The organism is Paenibacillus sp. NFR01 (genome assembly GCF_900111565.1).
Lineage (GTDB): Bacteria > Bacillota > Bacilli > Paenibacillales > Paenibacillaceae > Paenibacillus_AQ.
In genome coordinates, this window is sequence record NZ_FOIK01000008.1 from 79063 (window position 1) to 99590 (window position 20528).

The window sequence follows — 20528 nt, forward strand, 5'->3', positions numbered from 1 at the left end:
ACGATCCTGCAAATTTTTGATATCATCCCGGCGGTACAACCCCTGGTTCTATTCTTGATGTGCAAAAAAACCCGCCCGGAGTCCCGGGCGGGTTGCCTGCCTGCGCTTAGCGCGCGCTTCGTTTCAACACGCGTAAGCCGTAAGGCGGCAGCGTGAAGGTTCCTGCGGCCGGCTCTCCAGTCTCGACGTCGGTGTAGGCCGCGCCGTCCAGCGTGACCGTCTCTTCGCGGCCGGAGAAGCCGAGCACGAAGACATAATCGTGCTCGCCGTCGCTGCGCAGCTGGGCGGTTACGCCCGCCGGCAGCTCGGCGTCCAGCGCGCGGCGCACGCCCGCTTCGGAGGCGAGGCTATTGTAGAACGCCTCGTAGAAGGCGTCATCCCGGACGCGCGCGCCGAGATAATACGCTTTGCCGGCGCCGCGTTCGTTCACGGTAAGCACCGGACGGCCGGCGTAGAAATCGTCCCCGTACACTGCCAGCGTCTGGGCGCCTTCGGTGTGGATGAGCTCGCACAATTCATGCACCGCGTATTCTCCGCCGAAGCCGAGCCGCGCGGATCCCTGCTCCAGAATCAGGCGGTTCTGCTGGTCGTCGTGCAGGCCGTCGATTTCTTCCGCCCAGATGCCCAGCGTCTCCCGCAGCGGTCCCGGATACCCGCCCAGATAGCAGAGGTCATTTTCGTCAACGACACCGGTCCAGTAGGTCGACACCAGCGTGCCGCCGTTTTTGACGAACGCGTCGATCCGCTTGCCTGTCTCCTCGCGAAGCAGGTAAGCCATCGGCAGAATCAGCAGTTTGTAGGCGGAGAGGTCGTCCTCCGAGCCTACGATATCCGTCGGCACGCCCAGCTCCCACAGCGCCTTGTAATGCTGCACTACCGTCTGCTCATAGTGCAGGCCGCCGTTGCGCGGACCTTGGGCATCGTTCACCGCCCAGCGGTTGTCCCAATCGGCCAGAATGGCCGCTTCCGCCGGCACATTCGTTCCAAGCAGCTCCGTCAGTCCGGCCAGCGTCCGGCCCAGCTCGGCTACGTCGCCGAAGACGCGCGTATGCTCATGCCCGGCATGGTCGATGACCGCGCCGTGGAACTTCTCGCTGGCCCCCCGGCTCTTGCGCCACTGGAAGTACTGCACGGTGTCGGAGCCGTGGGCAACGGCCTGCAGCGAAGACAGCTTGTGCATGCCCGGCTTCTTCAGCTTGCTGACCGGCTGCCAGTTCGTCAGGCTCGGCGTGCTCTCCATCAGCATGAACGGTTTATGCTTCAACGTGCGGAACATGTCGTGGTTAAACGAGAACCAGGCGGCAATGGCGGCATCGGAAGCTTTTTCATGCCAGGTCGGATACGCATCCCAGGAGATGACGTCGACCACTTTGGCAAATTCGCGATAGTCGATGCCATAGAACCAGTCCATGAAGTTGGTTGTGCACGGCAGGTCAGGATTGACCGCTTTGAGCGGTTTGATCTCATGGTTGTAGAAATCGATTGTCTGATCGGATACGAACCGCCGCCAGTCCAGATTGTGTCCGTGGACCATGCTCTCGCCATGCGGCGCAGGCGATTCCACCTGGGACCATGAGGTGTAGGTATGACTCCAGAATGAGGCCCACCAGGCCATATTCAGTTTGTCCAGCGTGCCGTATTTACGCTGCAGCCAGCCGCGGAAGGCCTCCTGGCAGTAATCGCAATGGCATTCCCCGCCGTATTCGTTGGAGATATGCCAGCCGAGCACCGCCGGATGCTGGGAATAACGCTCCGCCAGCTTGGTATTCATGATCGTCACCTTTTCCCGGTAGACCGGCGAAGTGAAGCAGTGATTATGGCGCATGCCGTGCAGATTGCGGACGCGGTTCTTCTCTACCCGGAGCACTTCGGGATATTTCTCGGACATCCAGGCCGGACGCGCGCCGCTTGGCGTAGCCAGCCAGGCATAAATTCCGTTCTCGGCAAAGCTATCGAGCACGCGGTCCAGCCATTCGAATTGGAATACGCCCTCCTCCGGCTCCAGTGCGGCCCAGGCAAAAATGCCGATAGCCATTACATTGCAGCCGGCCAGCTTCATCAGCCGGATATCTTCTTCAAGCACCTTCGGATCATGCTGCCACTGGTCGGGATTATAATCGGCGCCGTGCATGAACACGGGCAGTTTTGGGCTGATCGGCGGAAATTTCGTAGTCATGGGATACTCTCCTTTGTAGTTAGGTTCAGGTCAGGCAGGCTTGCCGTAAAAAAACAAAAGGGAGACGACGTCTCCCTTTTTCCGGGCACACGCACCGGCGTTGCCGCTTGCCCGAAGGGGCCCGTGCGGGAGCGCGGACGCCTTCGGACGGGCGACGGTCTTATTTGGACTGGTTCGCCAAGAACGCGTCGATCTGGCTTTGCAGTTCGGTTTGCACTTTGTCGATGCCGGCCGATTTGAGCTGTTTCACCAGATCGGCTTGGCCTTCTTCCAGGTTGTCGATGAGTCCGTATTCCAGCGGAATCGCGTAACGCAGCATCACGTTGCCGATGTTGGCGACTTCCGTTTTCACCTTGCTGTCGTCGAACACAAAAGTCTCAAGCGGGAAATGGTATACTTTTTCTTCCCATTTCGCCAGAATGTCGTTGGCTTCCTGCGGATAAGCTTCGTCCTGACGGTTCAGCGGGGAGTTCCAGCCCCAGTTGGAGAATCCGGTATAGTTAGCCGCGCTAGGGCCGGCTTTCATCTTGTCGTCGCCTACTTGCTCATAATGCTTGCCGCTGATGCCGTACATGGTCAGATCATGAATTTCCTTGTCGTTCTGCAGCAGGTCGATCAGCATCAGGGAACGTTCCGCATTCTTCGAAGTCGCGTGGATCGCCATGCCGTTCTGTGTCGAGATGGCACCGATTTTTTTGTTGTCCGGCGTCAGGTCGGCTACAGCCATTTCTACGTTCGGCGTATCGCGGCGGGCTTCCTGAATGTTGGCAGCGAGCGTACCCAGGTTTTGCGCATAAGAACCGACTTTGCCGGCCTTCATATCCTGCCACACGTCGTTTTTGTTGCTGACGATGTTTCTCGACCAGGCGCCGTTGTCAGCCAGATCTTTGTAGTATTTCAGCAGGCTGGCGAACTCAGGCGTGTCGTATACGTTGAACACTTTGCCGGTGGCATCGTCCAGCTTATAAGCCAGCGGGAAGCTGTAGTCGACCAGGTTCCAGTCGTTCTTTTGTTCCAGCAGGATTTGATCCAGTTCATGCCATTTCCAGCCGTCCGCCGGTTTGGCGCCGAACGCGCTTACGCCTTTTTCGTTCTTGGCAATGGTTTTCAGGTAGGTCGCATAGGTTTCCGGACTCGTTACCGGCTCAAGGTTGTATTTCTTAACCAGATCCTCGCGGACCAGCACGGCTTTGTCGGTCACTTCCTGGTTGTTGTTCGGCACCATGTACAGTTTGCCATTTACCTTCGCTTGGTCCCAGGATACGGAAGGCATCGCCGCCCAGGTCTGCGGCGCATATTTCTGCAGCATATCGTCGGTCAGCTCCATGAAGCCGCCCTTCAGCGCCTGGTCGTTGTAAAATGCCCAGTTGGCGGTATAGACGAGATCAAAGTCTTCGTTTGCGGCGAATTTCAGCGGATATTTCTGCGTCCAGTCTGCCCAGTCGAGGAACTCGGCATCTACAGTGGCATTGATCTTGGCCTTCAGCAGCTCGTTCAGCTTGCCGAATACTTCCGCGTAGTCTGCCGGTTGTCCGCCGACCATGATCATTTTGAGTTTAACTTCTTTCGAGGTATCTACAGCGCCGCTTGCATCGGCCGAAGCCGCAGGAGCGTTGGACGCTTCCGCCGTAGCGGCAGCGTTGCCGTTATTGGAATTGCCTCCGCAGGCGGTCAGCGCCGCGGCCATCGTCATCGTTGCGGCGAGGGCCAGAATGGACGATTTTTTAAGCTTTTTCATGTTTCTTTTCCCCCTTAAGGAATATAAGTTCATTTCTCTTAGCCTTTGACGGCCCCGATGGTCATGCCTTGCACAAAGTACTTCTGGATGAACGGGTAAGCCAGCAGGATCGGCCCGGTCGCCACGATGGTCATCGCCATCTTCAGGCTTTCCGTAGGAATGTTCGTATTCACCACGGCGCCGGCCTGCATCATCGCTTTGCGCATGCCGTCCATGTTGCCCAGCATTTTGTAGAGATAATATTGCAGCGGCATCAATTCCGACTTGGAGACGAACAGCAGCGCGTTGTACCAGTCGTTCCAGTAAGCCAGGGCGATGAACAGCCCGATGGTCGCCAGCACCGGCTTCGACAGCGGAATGATCAGCTTGGCGTAGATCGTGAAGTCGCCGGCGCCGTCGATCTTGGCGGATTCGGCAATGGCTTCCGGAATGCCGCCCATAAACGATTTCATGACGATGATGTAGAACACGTTCAGCAGCATCGGCAGAATCAGGGCGAACAGCGTGTCCTTGAGGTGCAGATAGTTGACGATCAGCAGGTACCACGGCACCAGGCCGCCGCTGAAGAGCGTCGTAAAGAAGAAGTAGAAGGAGAAATGGTTGCGCCATTTAAAATCCTTCCGGGCCAGCACGTAGGACGTCATCGAGGTCAGGAACAGCCCGAGGACCGTGCCGATCACCGTGACGGTAATCGTGATGCCGTAAGCCCGCAGCATTTCGCCCGGATACTTGAAGAGCAGATGGTACGCCTCGGTCGAGAATGTCGCCGGGATAAGCTGGAAGCCGTGCAGCGTAATGGCCTGTTCATCGGTCAGCGAGGACGAAACCACCAGCCAGAAAGGCAGCAGGCAGAACACGGCGAGCAACGTCAGGCAGGTGTATCCGACTACCGCAAGAATGATTCGGTCCCGGGATCTCTTGGTCTTGCCTGCCGGTTGAAGCGTTGCTTGGCCGCCAATTGCGGTTGAACTCATAGGTATCTCTCCTTTCGCCTAGAACAGGGCGTGGTCTCTGTCGTATTTGCGTACCGCGTAGTTGGCCAGCAGAATCGTGACGAAGCCTAGAACCGACTGGAAGAAGCCCGCCGCAGCCGACATCCCGATATCGTTGGAGGTAATCAGCGACCGGAATACGAAGGTGTCGATAACGTCCGTCGACGAGAACAGCAGCCCGTTGTTGCCGACCATGTTGTAGAACATCCCGAAGTCGCCGCGGAAAATGTTGCCGATCGCCAGCAGCACCAGAATGATGATCGTCGGCATCAGATTCGGAATCGTGATCTTCATGATCCGTTGGAAAATGTTCGCGCCGTCGATTTCGGCAGCCTCATACATTTCGGTATCGATCCCGGTGATCGCGGCCAGGTACATAACCGTTCCGTAGCCGACCGCCTTCCAGGCGGAAACGAGCACGAGGATGAACGGCCAGTAAGCCGGAGTATTGTAAATGTCGATCTTGTCGAAGCCCAGCGAAGTGAGCAGCGAGTTGATCGTGCCGACGTCGAAGTTGAACAGGTTGTACGCAATGGCGCCGACCACAACCCAGGACAGAAAGTACGGCAGGAACAGTATGGTCTGGGTCACCTTGCGGAACCATTTGCCTGCAACCTCGAACAGCAGGATGCCGGCGAAGATTTGCAGTACGTTATTCACGATAATAAAAGCGATATTGTACAGCGCCGTGTTGCGCGTAACTCTGAATGCGTCGCCCGATTCGAAAAAGAACCGGAAGTTCGCGAAGCCGTTCCACGGACTGCCGAAGATCCCGCCGCTGTAATCGTAGCGTTTGAATGCCAGCACCACACCGGCCATCGGCACATAAGCGAAGAGCAGAAAAAACAGCACGCCCGGCAGCAGCATCAGCAGCAATGTCCGGTATTTTTTCACGTCGCTCCAAAAGCCTTGTCTCATTGTGTCACTCCCTCTTTCCTTCTCTGCTATGTCTCAAGTATAGGGGATCGGGCGTGCCGCCAAAATTGACGCCAGCAATTAAAACTAATACTTTTTCTACGATTGCTCCGACTTCGAAGCGGAGTCAGGTTTGCAGGGACCCCGAAAACCCATATTTTCTGATCTTATGAAAAAGCGGGCCTACCGGCCCGCTTCCCGAGTGTTGCTGCTAGATTTTCTGCTTCTTCCGGTATTCGCCCGGTGTAAGGCCCAGGTTCTGCTTGAACTGGCGGTTAAAGTAGATGATATTTTTATAGCCCATCCGGTCGGCAATCTCGTAAATCTTAAGCGACGGGTCGGTCAGCAGCTCGCATACCCGCTTCAGCCGGCGCTCGTTCAGAAAATCGCTGAAATGCTCTCCGGTCTCTTCCCTGAACAGGAAGCCGAGATAGTTCGGCGTGAAGTCGAAATGCGCGGCCACTTCCTTGAGCGTAATTTTCGTCTCAATATTGTCTTCCACATAAGCGATGATGGCATCGATCAGCTTGCGCTTCTGCCGCTGGCGTTTCACATACAATAGCTCGGATAGCTCGAAAAAGCGCCGTCGCAGCCAGGAGACAACGTCATGCACCGTCTCGAAGCGGAACAAGAGATCCGGCTGCTGGCTCTCCCAGCGGAGCAGCTCGTACAAATCTTCGTTCATCTTCAGCAGCTCGGCATGCAGCTTCGAGGTCAACCGCACGATCAGCTCGTACGCTTCGTTTTTGCTGGCCGGAGTCATGCTGCCGCCGAACAAGCCGAGCAGGCAATCGTCGATCTTGACGAGATCGTATTGTTCGATCGCCTTCACCAGCTCCTCCGTCTGCTCGTCGAACTGACGGGTAACGGTCTCGGGCGAAGAGACGGGCGTCGCTTCCCGCAGCACCCGGTTTTTGCCAAGCAGCCATTTGGCGCTGAGCGCCGCCTGGGCATTCTGATACGATTCCCACAAGCTTGCCGCGTCTTCGGCAAAGCCGCCGACCGAAAGGGTCACGGTAAACGGTGTATGCTGGGCGACATGGCGCACCAGTTCCGCGGCATATTCCAAAAACCGTTCCTCCGGCGGCAGCGCCAGCAGCAAACAGCGGTCCTGATGGCCTTGTATGAACGTGCCCAGCTGATATTCGGCGGAGAATTCGCGCATTTGCCGCACGGCTTCGCCGATCTCGGCCCGCCGCTCGGCTTCGCTTTTGCCTTTCATTTTCCAGTCCACATCGTCGATCTCGATCAGCGCAGCAGCGGTCCCGCCCTCCAGAATCGGGTCAAGGAACGAGCTGATGCATTCCCACTGCCGCTCGTCGCTGTGCAGCCACTTGAGCAGCAGCTCCTCGTTCACCAGCGACAGCGCTTGCGTAAAGCTGCGGCTCTCCTCGCGCTCCGCTTCCACGCTGCGGCACAGCTCGCCCAGCGTCCGGTACAGCTCCGCATCCTCGACCGGCTTCAGCAGGTACGCCGAGGCGCTGAGCTGGATCGCTTCCTTGGCGTAATTGAAATCCTCATGCCCGCTGATGAAGACCACCTTCACCTTCGGGTTGATCTCTTTCGCTTTGCGGGCGAATTCCGTCCCGGTCATGATCGGCATCCGGATATCGGACAGGATCAGATCGATCCGCTCCGCCTCCATCACTTTCAGCGCGCCAAAGCCGTTGTTCGCCGTGCCCGCGACCGTAAGGTCCAGCCCGCTCCCCAGCACGCGCCGGCGCAGCCATTCCAGATCCACCGCCTCGTCGTCCACCAGCAGCACATTGATACTCACTGCCCCATCCCTCCTTCGCCTCTATTCTTCCAGCATAAAATGTCATGCCGCCGCCGCATATCCGAGCGGGGCAATAAAAACATATACTTTTGCAACGATTGGGATCGATCAGAGTTCAGATCAGGAGACCACTCCGGTGAATGTTTGGACTTTCGGCCGCTGTTGTCTCCAGATTTCTTGGTTGAAACCGGCTTTCGCGGTTGAAATCCGGAGACAAAGGCGGTCGCTTCCGCTCCTCCAGTTCCAAACCTCCCCCTCCGCCGCTCCTTCCTGCCCTCTATCTTTTGGGCATCACTTACCCTTCCAACGCCTCCGGCAAAGCCGGCTGCTCCAGCGGCAGCAGAATACGCACGGTCGTCCCGGCGCCGTGAATACTGGCGATCGTGACGCCGTAGGACGGGCCGTAACGCAGCTTGATGCGCTCGTCCACGTTGCGGACGCCGTAGCCGGCGGAGTCGACCTTGCCCTCCATAATGGCCCGCACCGTCTCCGGCCTCATGCCGATGCCGTTGTCGATGACCTTCAGCTCCAGATCGGTACCGATGCGCGCAGCGACCAGCACGATCGAGATGGACTCGTCGAACCAGGCATGCTTGAACACATTTTCCACAAACGGCTGGAGAATCACTTTAAGGATGGGGGCATGCAGGATGTCCTCATCGACCCGCACATGCACGTTGAAGGCGTCGGCATATTTGACTTTCTGGATCTCCAGGTAGGTCTCAACCTGGCGCAGCTCCTGCGCGACTTCCACATAAGCATGGCCCTGATTCAGCGTCAGGCGGTAGAAGCGCGACAGCCCCTGCACCATCTCCGTCACTTTCTCCGCCTCCCCGAGATTGGCCAGGCTGCTGATCGTGGAGAGGGTATTATACAGGAAATGCGGATTGATCTGCGACTGGAGCGCCTCCAGCTCCGCCTGCTTGCGGCGGATGTCCTGCACGTAGACGCGGCTGATCAGCTCCTGGATATTTTTCCCCATGACGTTAAAAGCATCCGCGATCTGCACGAATTCGTCGTTGCCCGAGAAATTGATGCGCTTCTGGAAATTGCCCTCCTGGAAGGCACGGACCAGCCGGACGATCCGCGACATTTTACGGCCGGACAGACGCGCAACCAGCAGCCCGATCGCCGCCATTACGATAAAGCTTACGCTGCACACGAGAATGATGCGCTGCTGCATCCGTCCCGCATCCTTATGCAGGTAGCCGGGAGGAATCAGCGTCTCGATGACGAACCCGGTACCGGGAATGTCTTCGCGCAGCGTCAGATAGGCGCCGCTCGCCACTTCGTCGGCGGTCCGTTTCTGGCCGCGCTCGTACAGAAGCGCATTCGACTGCGAATCGAGCAGCCGCAGCGTAATGCCCTGATCGACCGGAAACGTATCGAAGTTGCCCAGCAGATCGCTGAGCGAGGCGGTAATCCGGACGTATCCGATAATCGTTTTGTAGTCGCTGTAGGAGACCAGCCGGCGGATGTGCGAGATATTGCCCAGCTTTTTGTCGGTATCGATCTGCAGCCAGATATTGTCGCGCTGGGAATCCTTGAACTGCTTGTACCACTCTTTGTCCACAATCTCCTGGTAAGGCAGGATATAATAATCGCTCCGCTTGATTTGCTCGCTTAGGTTATCGCCGGAAACGATGTTGAGGTCGTCGTTAAAGGTATACAGCATGAGGCGGATGTTGTTGCCGAACAGCTTGAGCGGCGACTGAATCTGCGGCACGATCTCGTCGATCATAACGAGGTAGATATCGAGCGGCTTGCCGCGTTTTTGAAGGGCACGCTGAAAGGAAATGCTCCCGAACAGCGTATCGCTCATCCGCTGGATTTCATCCATCTGGTAGCTGATATTGCTCCGGGCCTGCTGCATGCCGGTACGGATGTTTGTCTCCGCCATTTCGGTCCGCGAGCCAACCAGCATGGAATAAGCGATATAACCGATGATGGCGTCCGTCAGCAGCACCAGCAGCAGATAGGGAATCATCGTTTTGTAGGTGAACGGCATGTATTTTTTCATTGCGCACTTCCCGCATCTGGATTTGTGACATTTATTATACCCTGAAAGAACGCTTCCAGATAGGTTTAGCTCCGGAGACTTTGCATATCCGTAAAGGCAAGCAGGGCCGCCGGCTTATGGCCGGCAGCCCCTTTCGCACTACTTGGCCGAATTGGCCAGGAATTCGTCGATCTGACGTTGAATTTCTGCGATGATTTTGTCGATGCCGGCGGCTTTGACTTGTTTCTGCAGCTCGGCAATGCCTTTGTCTACATCCTTGACCATGCCGTATTCCAAAGGAATGCCGTAACGGAGCATCACGTTGCCGACGTTGGCGACTTCGGTCTTGACCTGGCTGTTATCGAACACAAAGGTCTCCAGCGGATAATGATACACTTCGCCTTCCCACTTGGCGGACAGCGCATTTGCTTCTTCCGGGAAGGTCGCGTTGTCGCGGTTCAGCGGCGAGTTGAAGCCCCAGTTGGAGAAGCCGGTGTAGTTAGCGTTCTTCTCAGCGTTCGTATACTTGTCGTCTCCGACCGCATTGTAGTGCTCGCCGGCAACGCCGTACATCACGAGGTCATGCAGTTCCTTGTCGTTCTGGAGCAGGTCCAGCACCATCAGCGAACGCTCCGCGTTCTGCGAAGTGGCGTGGATCGCAAATCCGTTTTGCGTGGAGATGGCTACAGATTTTTTCTTGTCCGGCGTGAGATCGGCCAGCGCCAGCTCGTAAGGCGTATTTTTCTCGCGCATGTCGGTCATGAGTGCCCCGAGCGTGCCCAGGTTATGCGTAATCGAAGCAGTCTTGCCTTCGCGGAATTCCTGCTGATGGTCGAGCTTGCTGTTCAGCGCGCTCTTCGACCAGGCGTTGTTGTCGGCCAAATCCTTGTAATAGTTGACCAGATCCTTGAATTCCTGCGTCTCGTAGACATTGAATACTTTGCCTGCCGGATCGTCCATCTTGAAAGCTACCGGCATATCGAACGTAAGCATATTCCATTCGTTTTGCTGCATCAGCAGCACGTGGTCGAGGTTGTGGAATTTCCAGTCGCCCGTCTCCGGCGTGAACGGCGTGACGCCCTTCTCTTTCTCGGAGACCGTCTTCAGATAAGTGGCATAAGCTTCAGGGCTGGTGATCTCCGGCAAATTATATTTCTTGCGCAGGTCCTCCCGGTATACGACCAGCTTCTCCGTGGACTCGCCGCGGTTCTGCGGAATCATGTACAGCTTGCCCTGTACTTTCGCCTGATCCCAGTTCACCTGCGGCATCGCCTTCCAGGTCATCGGCGCATACTTTTGGATCATGTCATCCGTAATCTCCAGGAAGCCGCCCTTGAGCGCCTGATCGTTGTAGCCGGCCCAGTTGGCGGCATAAATCAGGTCAAAATCCTCGTTGGCCGCCAGCTTCAGCGGATATTTCTGCGCCCAGTCCGACCAGTCCAGAAACTCGCCTTCAATGGTGGTGTTGATTTTCTCCTGCAGCTTCGTATTGATCTGGCCGAAGACTTCATCATAATCCAGCGGCTTTGGTCCGACAAAAATCATCTTCAGCGCTACAGCCTTCGACGTATCTACCGCTCCCGAATCCGCAGCTTGCGTGGATGCTGGCGCCTCGGTCGCCGCCGCCGAAGCTTGCGGGTCTGCTCCGTTTCCATTGCCTCCGTTATTGCTGCCGCATCCGGCCAGCATCGAAGCCATCAGCACTCCCGTCATCAGCAGTGCCCCGTTTTTCTTTTTCATTCGACTAATCCCCCTATCAGCTGGATGTAACCGTTTACACTTGTAGTATACGGACTTATGGGGGGGCAACTAAATTCAGCCGGACAACGAAATCGCATACTTTTGCAACGACTTGCGGAGAAATTTCAGCCCAAACGCGAAAAATGGCGCGCATAACGCGGGTGGGCATCCCCATCGCAGCTTATGCACGCCATGATTCCCGAGCTCGCCGTCAGCGCCGGAGCGAAGCAACCTCCGTCCGGACCTGCGGGGTCGCTTCGGGCGTCTTCGGTTCTTCCTCGACGCTCCGCCCGTATACCTCCTGCACGATATACAGCGGGCGGCCCTTCGTCTCGTCGTAGATCCGGCCGACATATTCACCGAGAATGCCCAGCATGAGCAGAACAAAGCCGTTAAAGACCAGGGAAATGCCGGTCATGGAAGCCCAGCCTTTGACCGCCGAATCCGTAAAAATCGCCATGTACAGCACATACATCAGATAAAGAAAGCCCGATACCGACAGCAAGCCGCCAAGCACGCCGGCCAGCTTCAGCGGTTTGGTCGAGAAGGAGGTGATTCCATCCAGAGACAGCTTGATCATTCGTTTCAGCGGATATTTCGTCTCCCCGGCCAGCCGTTCGTCGCGCTCGTATTCGATCGCCTTCTGGCGGAAACCGACCCAGCTCACCAGTCCGCGGACAAAACGGTTGCGCTCCGGCAGCCGCTTCAACTGATCGTTCACCTTGCGGTCGATCAGACGGAAGTCGCCGGTGTCCACCGGAATGGCGATGTCGGTGCAATAACGGAGGATACGGTAGAAGGCGCTCGCCGTCCACTTTTTGAACAGCGACTCCCCGCGCCGCTTTACGCGTTTGGCATACACCACCTCGTAGCCCTTGCGCCATTCGCTGATCATGTCCAGGATCAACTCCGGCGGGTCCTGCAGGTCGGCGTCGATGATGACAATCGCATCGCCGGCGGCATAATCCATCCCTGCCGTGATGGCGATCTGGTGGCCGAAGTTGCGGGACAGATCGATCAGCTTCACGCTACCGTCCCAATAGCTGTACTCCTCGATCATGGCCGCACAATTGTCCGTGCTGCCATCGTTGACGAACAGCAGCTCATAGGACTCTCCCGTATGGTCCATCACCTTTTTGATTCTTCGGTACGTCTCCTGGATGACGGCCTCTTCGTTGTACATCGGTATAATAATGGAATAGCGAACCTTGTCCATGGTTGCACCTCCTGATTTATTGTAAAGATCCCGAAAAAGATTTCCGGAATGCCAAATTACTGTACCGTCACTTCATATAACGTGCCGCTTGCGCCCATTCCGCCGCCATTGCCCTGCCATTCGGATGCAGGAACCTCGGTGCCGTTCTCGGTGATCCAGCTTGTGATCTCCGAATTGCCGCCCCGGCCGCCGCCCATGCCGCCGCTGGAGACGAGGAAGTATTTCACTTTGCCGCTGGCGACCATCTCTTTCAGCGTATCCGTCGTGTAAGGCACGTCGGAAGCATTAAAACCGTTCAGAATGACGACGTTCTCGCCCTCGTCGATAATGTACGGGCCGGCTGTCGAATAATCCATCGCGGCAAACAAATATTTCTCACCCGTATTATGCTCTTTGAGATAGGTGAGCAGGCTTTCGTTGACGCCGGAGGTGCTTTCTCGGCCGCCGAAGCCCCGGCCGCCCATACCGCCCCCTTCCGGTCCCGCCGCCGGCGTCATGCTGTTGCCGCCGTATGTGATCGGCGTAAACGCCCAGTAGGTCGGACCGATGAGCAGAACGAGGAGGCCGAGCACCGCGGCCGTCCGGGTGAACGGGCGGCCGGCGCTGCGGATGACCCGCAGGACGATCAGCAACAGCGCGGCGACAATGCCCGCCGCCAGAATGGTGATCGACCAGCCGGCGCCGATAGTGGCGTCGTATGGATGGACGATGTACCATCCGAAAGCTGCCGTCGCAAGTACCGCGACGGGCAGCAGCCACGACAGCCAAGTGGCGCGTTCGCTGTAGTAAGTCCACAGGCGTTGCCAGCCGGCGCCGGCAAGTGCCGCGACCGGAGGTGCCATCATGATCAGATAATACTGGTGGAAGAACCCGGCGATACTGAAGAAGCCCATCACCGGCACAAGCCAAGCCAGCCAGAACAACGCTTCTTTATGCTGCTGAATGAAGTTTCTCCGCCGCAGGGAGGCAAATATCCCGATGCAGCCAAAGAGTACGAACGGCAGCATCCAGCTGGCCTGACCGGACAGCGCGGACTGGAACAGCCGCAGCGGGCCTGCGGTGCCGGTGTTGAACATTCCGCCGCCGCTTCCGCCCGGAGCGCCGCCCCGGCCTTCGCCAAAGCCTTGCCCGCCGAACTGGCGGCCTGAGCCGTCGTCTCCGCTTGGCATCTGACCGCGCATGCCGCGGCCGTCTTCGCCGTTGCCGATGCCTTGCCCCGGCGCGCCGTTCATCCCCGGCATTTCGCCGCCGTTCCATGACGGCATGCCGCCACCCGCTTGGCCGCCCCGGAACATGCCGCTGCCTCCGCCCGGCATGCCGCCTCCGCCGCCGGTGCTCCGGTCGCCGGTCAGACGCGATACGCCGTTGTAGCCAAAGGCCAGATTAAGCACCGAATTCGTGCCGCTGCTGCCCATATACGGGCGTTTATCCGCAGGGATGGAATCTACGATAACCGCCCAGGACAATGAAACCGCCAGCAGGACGGCGGTGGAAGCCGCCAGTACGCCGAGCTTTTTCTTCCACTTGAGCTTTACCGCCAGCAGGTAGAACAGATAAAACGCCGGCAGAACCATATACGCCTGCAGCATCTTTTCGTTGAAGCCGACGCCGATCAGGGCGAAAGCCGCAATCAGGCTGCCGGCCTTTCCGGTACGTGCACCCTTGAATAAAAACCAGGCCGCCAGCAGCAGCGTAAATACGAGCATCGCATCAATGTTATTGGTACGGCTGACCGCTGCCGCAACCGGCGTAACCGCCATGACGAGGGCAGCCAGTCTGGCCGCCGCCCGTCCGAAGGACGGTTTTACCAGCGCATACACCAGAAGTACCGAACCGACGCCGCCCAGCGCCTGCGGCAGAATGACGCTCCAGCCATGCAGTCCGAAGACCCAGGCAAACAGTGTTTGAATCCAGAAGGTAACCGGCGGCTTATCCACCGTCACCGAGCCTGCCGAATCCAGCGAGGCGAAAAAGAAATTATGGAAGCTCTGCAGCATACTGCCAACCGCAGTCGTGTAGTAGGTATTGACATAATGATCATTCCAGATGCCATAGCCATACAAAACCGCCGCCAGCAGCGAAATGAGCAGCAATATGGCGTCAAACCTGCTTTTTCTGATTACGTTCATCTCTTCACTCCTATCCCGATCGGACAGTCTTTAGCCGCCTGCCCGCTGAATCTATTTTTATAGCTGTATTATCGCGCCTGTACCTTAACTCATAATGAGCGCTAGCTGAATGTTTGCTGAAAACAAAAAAAGCCCCGCATGACGGGGCCTTACTGCAGAATCTATACTATGTGTTGAACATCACAATCCGGCCAAAGTCACAGCCCGCGGCCAAGTTCGGCCAGCTTGCCCGTAGTGGCCCAGTTGCGGGCCGTCAAAGTGGTGCCCAGCCATTTGTCCAGAGGCATCTGAAACAGCTTGGACTTGCTCACGCTGATCTCATAGAGCGTATACATGGTTCTGCCCTTCATGATCATCTTGTCCGCGCCGTCCGCGATTTGCGCCACTTTCTCCAGCCCTTCCTTCTTCGGCTCCTCTTTAAGAAAAGTCACGTACAGCCGTTTGAATTCCTCGGCCGTAGTCAGCGGGAACGGATTGCCTGCGATCACCGCCTCAAGCTCCTCCAGGCTGCGGACCATGACATCAACTGGAAAGCCGAAGGTCTCTTCTATGCTGCGGTGGAGCAGCCGTTCCAGTTCACCAGCCTCCGCAGCGCTTCCGAAAACAATGTTGCCGCTCTGGATATACGTTCGGACCTTCTCCAGGCCAAGCGATTCGCACATTGTCTTCAGCTCCGCCATCCGGATGATCCGGTTGCCGCCCACATTGATGCCGCGCAACAGCGCGATATAAGTAGTCACTGCCCTCATCCCCCTAATTATGCTGCCGCTTGCCAAGCCGCCGCCGCACCTCGCGGGCCAGGTTCTCCTTCTCCGCCAGCGGAATGCCCTCGTAGAGGCGCGCCGCCGCGACAGGCACAATCCATGCGCCGATATCGGAGGAGCTAAGCCCGGACAGACGCAGATAAGCCCGTAAATATTGCGTGGCCAGCCGCTTGCGCACGATTCCGGTAACGACTTTAACCGGTAATGGCGTTCCCGGCGGCATGGCGCCCATTTCGAGCAGCAGCAGCGTCCGGGCGGCATCCGCCGCCGGCGTCCCGCGTGCGGCGTTCATCCAGTCGATGATCCAAGGCGGTTCATCCGCGAGCACGTTGTCCGGATGGAAATCGCCGTGCAAAAGCCGGTTGCCTGCAGGAAGCCGCTCAAGTGCCGCGAGCACATCCGACTTCTCCCCCGTGGTCAGCATCGGCGCAGCAGAGATCCTCCAGCGCAGGTGCTCCTTAAGGTCTGGAATGTCATTACCGCACTCCAGCTGATTCAAGCTGAACTGCAGCCCGGCCAGTTGCCCTGCGAACGCTTTGATCCGCAAGGGCTGTTCCCCGATCCGTTTCAGCAGCGTCGGTGCATGCACCCGGTCGAATACGATGCCTTCGCGCCCATCCAGCGTCAGGCGCTCCGCCGGCTTGGGCGTCCTTACGCCGCCTTCGAAGGCATATCGTCCGGCGGCGTATTCCCAGTCGATTCCCTGCACCGGAGTTTCTTCGTAATACAGCTTAACAATCCTTCCTTCCCCGTATTCCCATACATCCGCAGTCCGTCCTTGGCCAATCCGTTTCCCCAGCAAGACGCTCCCCCGTTCAACCTGAAATTTGATCTTCTAAATTATAGCCGCAGGCTGAAATAAATGGAAATAAAAAAGCTCCCCTGACGTAGTACGGTCCCGTACGCCGGAAAGCACTAGAACTAAACCTGATTCTCCGAAGTGCCGGATGCCGGGCTGCCCCCTCTGCGCTTCCGGTGCACCCACTCCCCCCCCAGCCAAAGCATAACCGGAATGATCACCTGGAACGGAAAGGCGTATACCTTATAGATGTGATACGCAAAATACTGCATCTGCATAATATCCTCATATACGAAACTGGCCAGATAAACCATAATCAGGCCGATCTGCAGCACTACGGAACGATAGCTTTGCAGATTCAGGACCTTAACGATGCCCTGGCAGGCCACATACAGACATAAGCTGACCTTGACGAACAGTGCCGTCACGAAAACAATGGCCACCGAGCCCTCGATCCGCGTCAGAAAATCGCCGATATTGATCCGGCTGACAGCTACGTAAGCGGGAAAATAGAGGCTGGACAAAATCTGGGGCCCCAGCATCAGCAAATTGCGGAGCGTAACGGCCAGAATGATAAAACCCGCGATCAGCGTAGCGGTTAGAAGCACACGCTTGGCCGAACCTTTCCGGGGAAAAGCGCTGAATGCGCCCAACATAATCACAATTTCGCCGAAGGGAAAGGTAAACGTGCCCGCTACATCGCGGAACACAGGGCCCCAGCCGCTGTCCAGCAGCGGCTTCAGGTTATGGTATTCGAATTGGGGCACGCAAAGAATCTGCACGAATACGATCACCGTCAGCGTGAACAGGAGCAGGAACTTGGCGCTCCTCCCCAGCACCTCAATACCGGCGTGTACGACCCAGATGCAGAGCAGCCCGCACACCAGCATCGGCGCCAGCATCGGCGTGTCGGTCAGAGCAACCGTCTTGCTGAATTCCCCGAAGTTGCGCAGCACCAACGCCCCAAGATGCAGGGCATACCAGATATACAGGCAGGACACTCCGCGCCCGAGGACAGCGCCGAAGACCGCAATCAGCATATCGTACAAGTTTTTCTCCGGCATGAGCACATGCAGCCGCGCATAAATCAGCATCAGGGGGATTGCCAGCAGAATGGCAATGATCAGGGCAATCCATTTGCTGTTCCCGGATTCGCCCGAGACTCCCATAAACAACGAACTGCCGGTAATGAACAGGATGGCGATGCTGATGGATTGCCCCGCCGGTATAATCTCTTTGGACAAGCCGCTCCCTCCTTTTGCGCAAGGCGCTTAATACAGCATCTTGATCAGATACACAATCGGCGGCGAAGGGCTGGGGATATGCCAGTGCATGGCCAGTGAAAACGCCAGGCAGAAGGAAATCAGGCAGAGCGCCGCGCTGACATAGAAATCCTTCTTTTTACCCTGCTTCAACAGTCCGTAAGGGTCCATCATCACGATAACCATGTAGATCAGCACCGTATATACAGGCATGTCAATCCCCCAGCTTAATCGCGCGGGAGGTTTTGGCCGTGCTCTCAATCATGATCTTCGAATGAACGGTCACATCCAGACGGGCAAATTCCTCCGGCCATCTGTCCTCCATCTCCCTCCAAACTTTAGGCAGATTCTCATGGACACATTGGCCGAACCCGAAGATATCGGCATCGTATTCCTGCTGGGCCTTGCGGATAACGTTCTCGAGATCCTCCTGCAATTTCTCGGCGGCACGCTGCTGGATGGCCTTCAGGCTCTCGTTTTTGTTGAAAGCATCGGTAGTCATCACTTCATCGAGCCCAACCTTCGTCACGGTATCCACCTCCATATGCAGCTTGCCGTTCACCATTCGCGGTTTAAGCTTCGTTTTGCTCGATAAAATTTCAAGAGAGTACGTAGGTTTTCCCTCCTTATTATTCACAGCAAGCACGCCTCCCTTGATCTTGTCCCGTACGAACAGCATGCTTTTGCTTTCCGGACCGTCTAGCTTGCCTACCATCCGGTCCCGCTTGAATACAGCAGTCCCATTCACGCGTTCATACTTCTGGCCGTTTTTCTCATAGGTATAGATGAGCGGAGCTACCGCACTTGCCCCATTCGTCTCCAGCTTGTCAATGAAATCCCAGATCTCCACGACCGGAGCCGTACTGGTGAAGGGTTCGTCCCGCATCATTTGCGCCAGCTCAAAGGACAAAATGGAATCCGTGGTGCCTCTGGAGCTGAGAACCTCCCGCGCGTTCTTTTCGTCTGATACAAAAACATACACATCCGAGCGGGTTTCCGTATCCCGGCTGTACCAGTCAATCACCTTGATCAGCCCGTTGCGTGCCAACTCTTCGCTGAGAATGATCGTTTTGGAATGGCTCCAGAACAGCTTTTTGCCGGTCATGGAAATCATATTGCGGGCGCACTCAAAGATGGTATTGCCGGAGATGCTGAGGATTTTGTAGCTGGGCAGACCCTGATCCAGCCCGCTTTTGGTATCGACCAGCTCCGTCGTCATCACCAGCCCTCCTTCCTCCCTGTTCTTGTCAATCGCCACTCCGGCCACAATGGACATATCATCCACCTCGGAGTAGTTCCAGCAGCCGGAAAGGACGGGAAAGAGCACAAGCAAGGCAGCGAGCAGCCTCCGGGCCTTGCTCATGGGCGTCTGGCCGGCTTCTTGTGTGCCCGCCGTCTCCTGTTGCGCACGCCGATCAGTGCCGGTCGGAGATACATATCCCACCAGGGCAGACGGACCGCCGTATCCTTGATATCCTGCAGCCGGATGGAGCCGACGCCGAGCATATAAGGCACGCCGAACGAACGTAGGCTCATGAGGTGGATGACCAAACCAAGCAGCCCGAAGAAATACCCGTAAATGCCGAACATGAAGGCAAAACCCAGCAACCAGATCCTTACGATGATCAAGGGACCGGGCAGCCTGGGATTGAGCAGCGTCGTGATGCCGGTAAGCCCCACGACAATGACCATCGGGGCGCTGACGATGCGGGCATCGACGGCGGCCTGACCGAGCACCAGCGCTCCGACGATGCTGACCGCCTGTCCGATGGCGGCCGGAATTCTCGACCCTGCTTCGCGCAGAATCTCAAATATCGTTAGCATCAGCACCGCCTCGACCACCGTGGGAAAAGGAACGGCCATTCGCGCCGTCGCGATGCTCAGCAGCAGGAGCGATGGCACCATTTCCTGGCTGTACGTAATCAGCGCCACATAAACGGCCGGAATGCTCATGGATAAGAAAGCTCCGAACACCCGCAGCAAACGGTTAAAGGTTGCATAATAATAGTTGATGTAATAATCCTCGCTCGACTGGAAATTCTCTACAAAAACGTAAGGCAGTGTAAGGACGAACGGACTTCCCTCGCACAATACGGCGATCCGGCCCTCCATAATCTTGCTGACCACGGTATCCGGCCGTTCCGTACTCCCGATCGTTTCAAACGGAGAATACGGTTCATCGCGGATCAGCTCGGTCAGGTACCCGGTATCCAGCAGATGGTCGATCTCCACCCGTTCCAGCCGGCCTTGCAGTTCTTTAAGAATGGCCGGAGAAGCAAGCTCCTCCATATAACAGATGCAAATCTGCGTATTGGACCGGGACCCGATATCGCTAAACACGAATTTCAGATCGGAGCTCTGAACGCGGCGCCGGATCAGCGTCAGATTCACAAGCAGCGATTCGGTGAAGCCTTCCCGGGGTCCGCGGACGACCTTTTCCGTCGTAGGCTCTTCGATGGCCCGCGTGTTCCACCCCGCAGTATTCACGGCAAGTCCGCCGCAGTAGCCATCGAGGAAAAACGCTGTTTTTCCCCCCATCACCGCCCCAATCAACTCATCCAGCTTCATGGAAGCCATGATATCCCCGATCGTGATGATCCGTGTCCGCAGATGCTCCATCCATTCGGCGCGTTCTTCCTGCCCATATTCTTTAAAGTCGAAGGACATGACCGGTGCGGCAATTCCGCTTTGGATCAGGTCTGCGTCGACCATCCCGTCCAAATATACCAGCCCGCAGCGGATCCGGTGATCGTGACGGTTCTCGATGACCCTTACCCGGAGCGTGTCGTCGTTTCTGAAGATGTGCCGAAACAGCGCGATCGTCTCATCCAGTGACGAGGGCAGGGGCCGACTGGCTCCCGCCTTGTGGGAATATCCGGTGCTGCTATCGGCCGCGTCTGTCATCTTCACCGTTATCTCCCCCTATCATTGGTTCAATGCTCAGATTATCCCCCCTTCTTTTGCCAAATATGCGCAGCCGGCGGTAGACATCGTTTTAATCAATCTTGCGGTTCCCAATTT

General features: G+C 56.8%; 15 protein-coding genes. All 15 read right to left on the minus strand.

Translation table 11 applies throughout. The features are described from left to right. Positions 1-106: 106 nt before the first annotated feature. A complete protein-coding gene (locus BMW84_RS22695; RefSeq protein WP_091072449.1) occupies positions 107-2176 on the minus strand; it encodes a beta-galactosidase in 2070 nt (689 codons plus the stop codon). A 160-nt stretch (positions 2177-2336) separates the two neighbouring features. After that, the gene (locus BMW84_RS22700; RefSeq protein ID WP_091072451.1) at positions 2337-3914 is read right to left on the minus strand and encodes an ABC transporter substrate-binding protein; all 1578 of its coding nucleotides are present in this window, start codon (positions 3912-3914) and stop codon (positions 2337-2339) included. 38 nt (positions 3915-3952) lie between these two features. Next, complete coding sequence (locus tag BMW84_RS22705) at positions 3953-4888, minus strand: carbohydrate ABC transporter permease (RefSeq protein WP_091072453.1); 936 nt, start codon at positions 4886-4888, stop codon at positions 3953-3955. A gap of 18 nt (positions 4889-4906) precedes the next feature. Further along, complete coding sequence (locus tag BMW84_RS22710) at positions 4907-5824, minus strand: ABC transporter permease (RefSeq protein WP_091072456.1); 918 nt, start codon at positions 5822-5824, stop codon at positions 4907-4909. A 208-nt stretch (positions 5825-6032) separates the two neighbouring features. Continuing rightward, positions 6033-7598, minus strand: a complete 1566-nt coding sequence (locus BMW84_RS22715; protein ID WP_091072458.1) for a response regulator — start codon at positions 7596-7598, stop codon at positions 6033-6035. A gap of 295 nt (positions 7599-7893) precedes the next feature. Next, positions 7894-9618 (minus strand): sensor histidine kinase, encoded by a 1725-nt coding sequence (locus tag BMW84_RS22720; protein WP_091072460.1) that lies wholly within the window; start codon positions 9616-9618, stop codon positions 7894-7896. A gap of 138 nt (positions 9619-9756) precedes the next feature. Then, positions 9757-11337 carry an ABC transporter substrate-binding protein gene (locus BMW84_RS22725; RefSeq protein WP_254773110.1) on the minus strand — a complete coding sequence of 527 codons (1581 nt, stop codon included), beginning with the start codon at positions 11335-11337 and terminating at the stop codon, positions 9757-9759. 211 nt (positions 11338-11548) lie between these two features. Then, complete coding sequence (locus BMW84_RS22730; RefSeq protein ID WP_091072462.1) at positions 11549-12553, minus strand: glycosyltransferase family 2 protein; 1005 nt, start codon at positions 12551-12553, stop codon at positions 11549-11551. 56 nt (positions 12554-12609) lie between these two features. Then, positions 12610-14682 carry a glycosyltransferase family 39 protein gene (locus BMW84_RS22735; RefSeq protein ID WP_091072464.1) on the minus strand — a complete coding sequence of 691 codons (2073 nt, stop codon included), beginning with the start codon at positions 14680-14682 and terminating at the stop codon, positions 12610-12612. Between the two features lie 197 nt (positions 14683-14879). After that, positions 14880-15422, minus strand: coding sequence for a DUF1697 domain-containing protein (locus BMW84_RS22740; protein WP_175499011.1), 543 nt, complete (start codon positions 15420-15422; stop codon positions 14880-14882). A 13-nt stretch (positions 15423-15435) separates the two neighbouring features. Continuing rightward, positions 15436-16248: an aminoglycoside phosphotransferase family protein gene (locus BMW84_RS22745; RefSeq protein ID WP_175499013.1), complete on the minus strand. Its 813-nt coding sequence runs from the start codon at positions 16246-16248 to the stop codon at positions 15436-15438. 119 nt (positions 16249-16367) lie between these two features. Further along, on the minus strand, positions 16368-17489 hold the full coding sequence (locus BMW84_RS22750; RefSeq protein ID WP_091072470.1) for a GerAB/ArcD/ProY family transporter: 1122 nt from the start codon (positions 17487-17489) through the stop codon (positions 16368-16370). A gap of 27 nt (positions 17490-17516) precedes the next feature. Further along, complete coding sequence (locus BMW84_RS22755; RefSeq protein ID WP_091072473.1) at positions 17517-17720, minus strand: hypothetical protein; 204 nt, start codon at positions 17718-17720, stop codon at positions 17517-17519. Between the two features lies 1 nt (position 17721). Then, positions 17722-18870: a Ger(x)C family spore germination protein gene (locus BMW84_RS22760; protein ID WP_091072475.1), complete on the minus strand. Its 1149-nt coding sequence runs from the start codon at positions 18868-18870 to the stop codon at positions 17722-17724. After that, the gene (locus BMW84_RS22765) at positions 18867-20411 is read right to left on the minus strand and encodes a spore germination protein (RefSeq protein ID WP_254773121.1); all 1545 of its coding nucleotides are present in this window, start codon (positions 20409-20411) and stop codon (positions 18867-18869) included. The genes BMW84_RS22760 and BMW84_RS22765 overlap by 4 nt, the downstream gene beginning before the upstream one ends. Positions 20412-20528 lie beyond the last annotated feature (117 nt).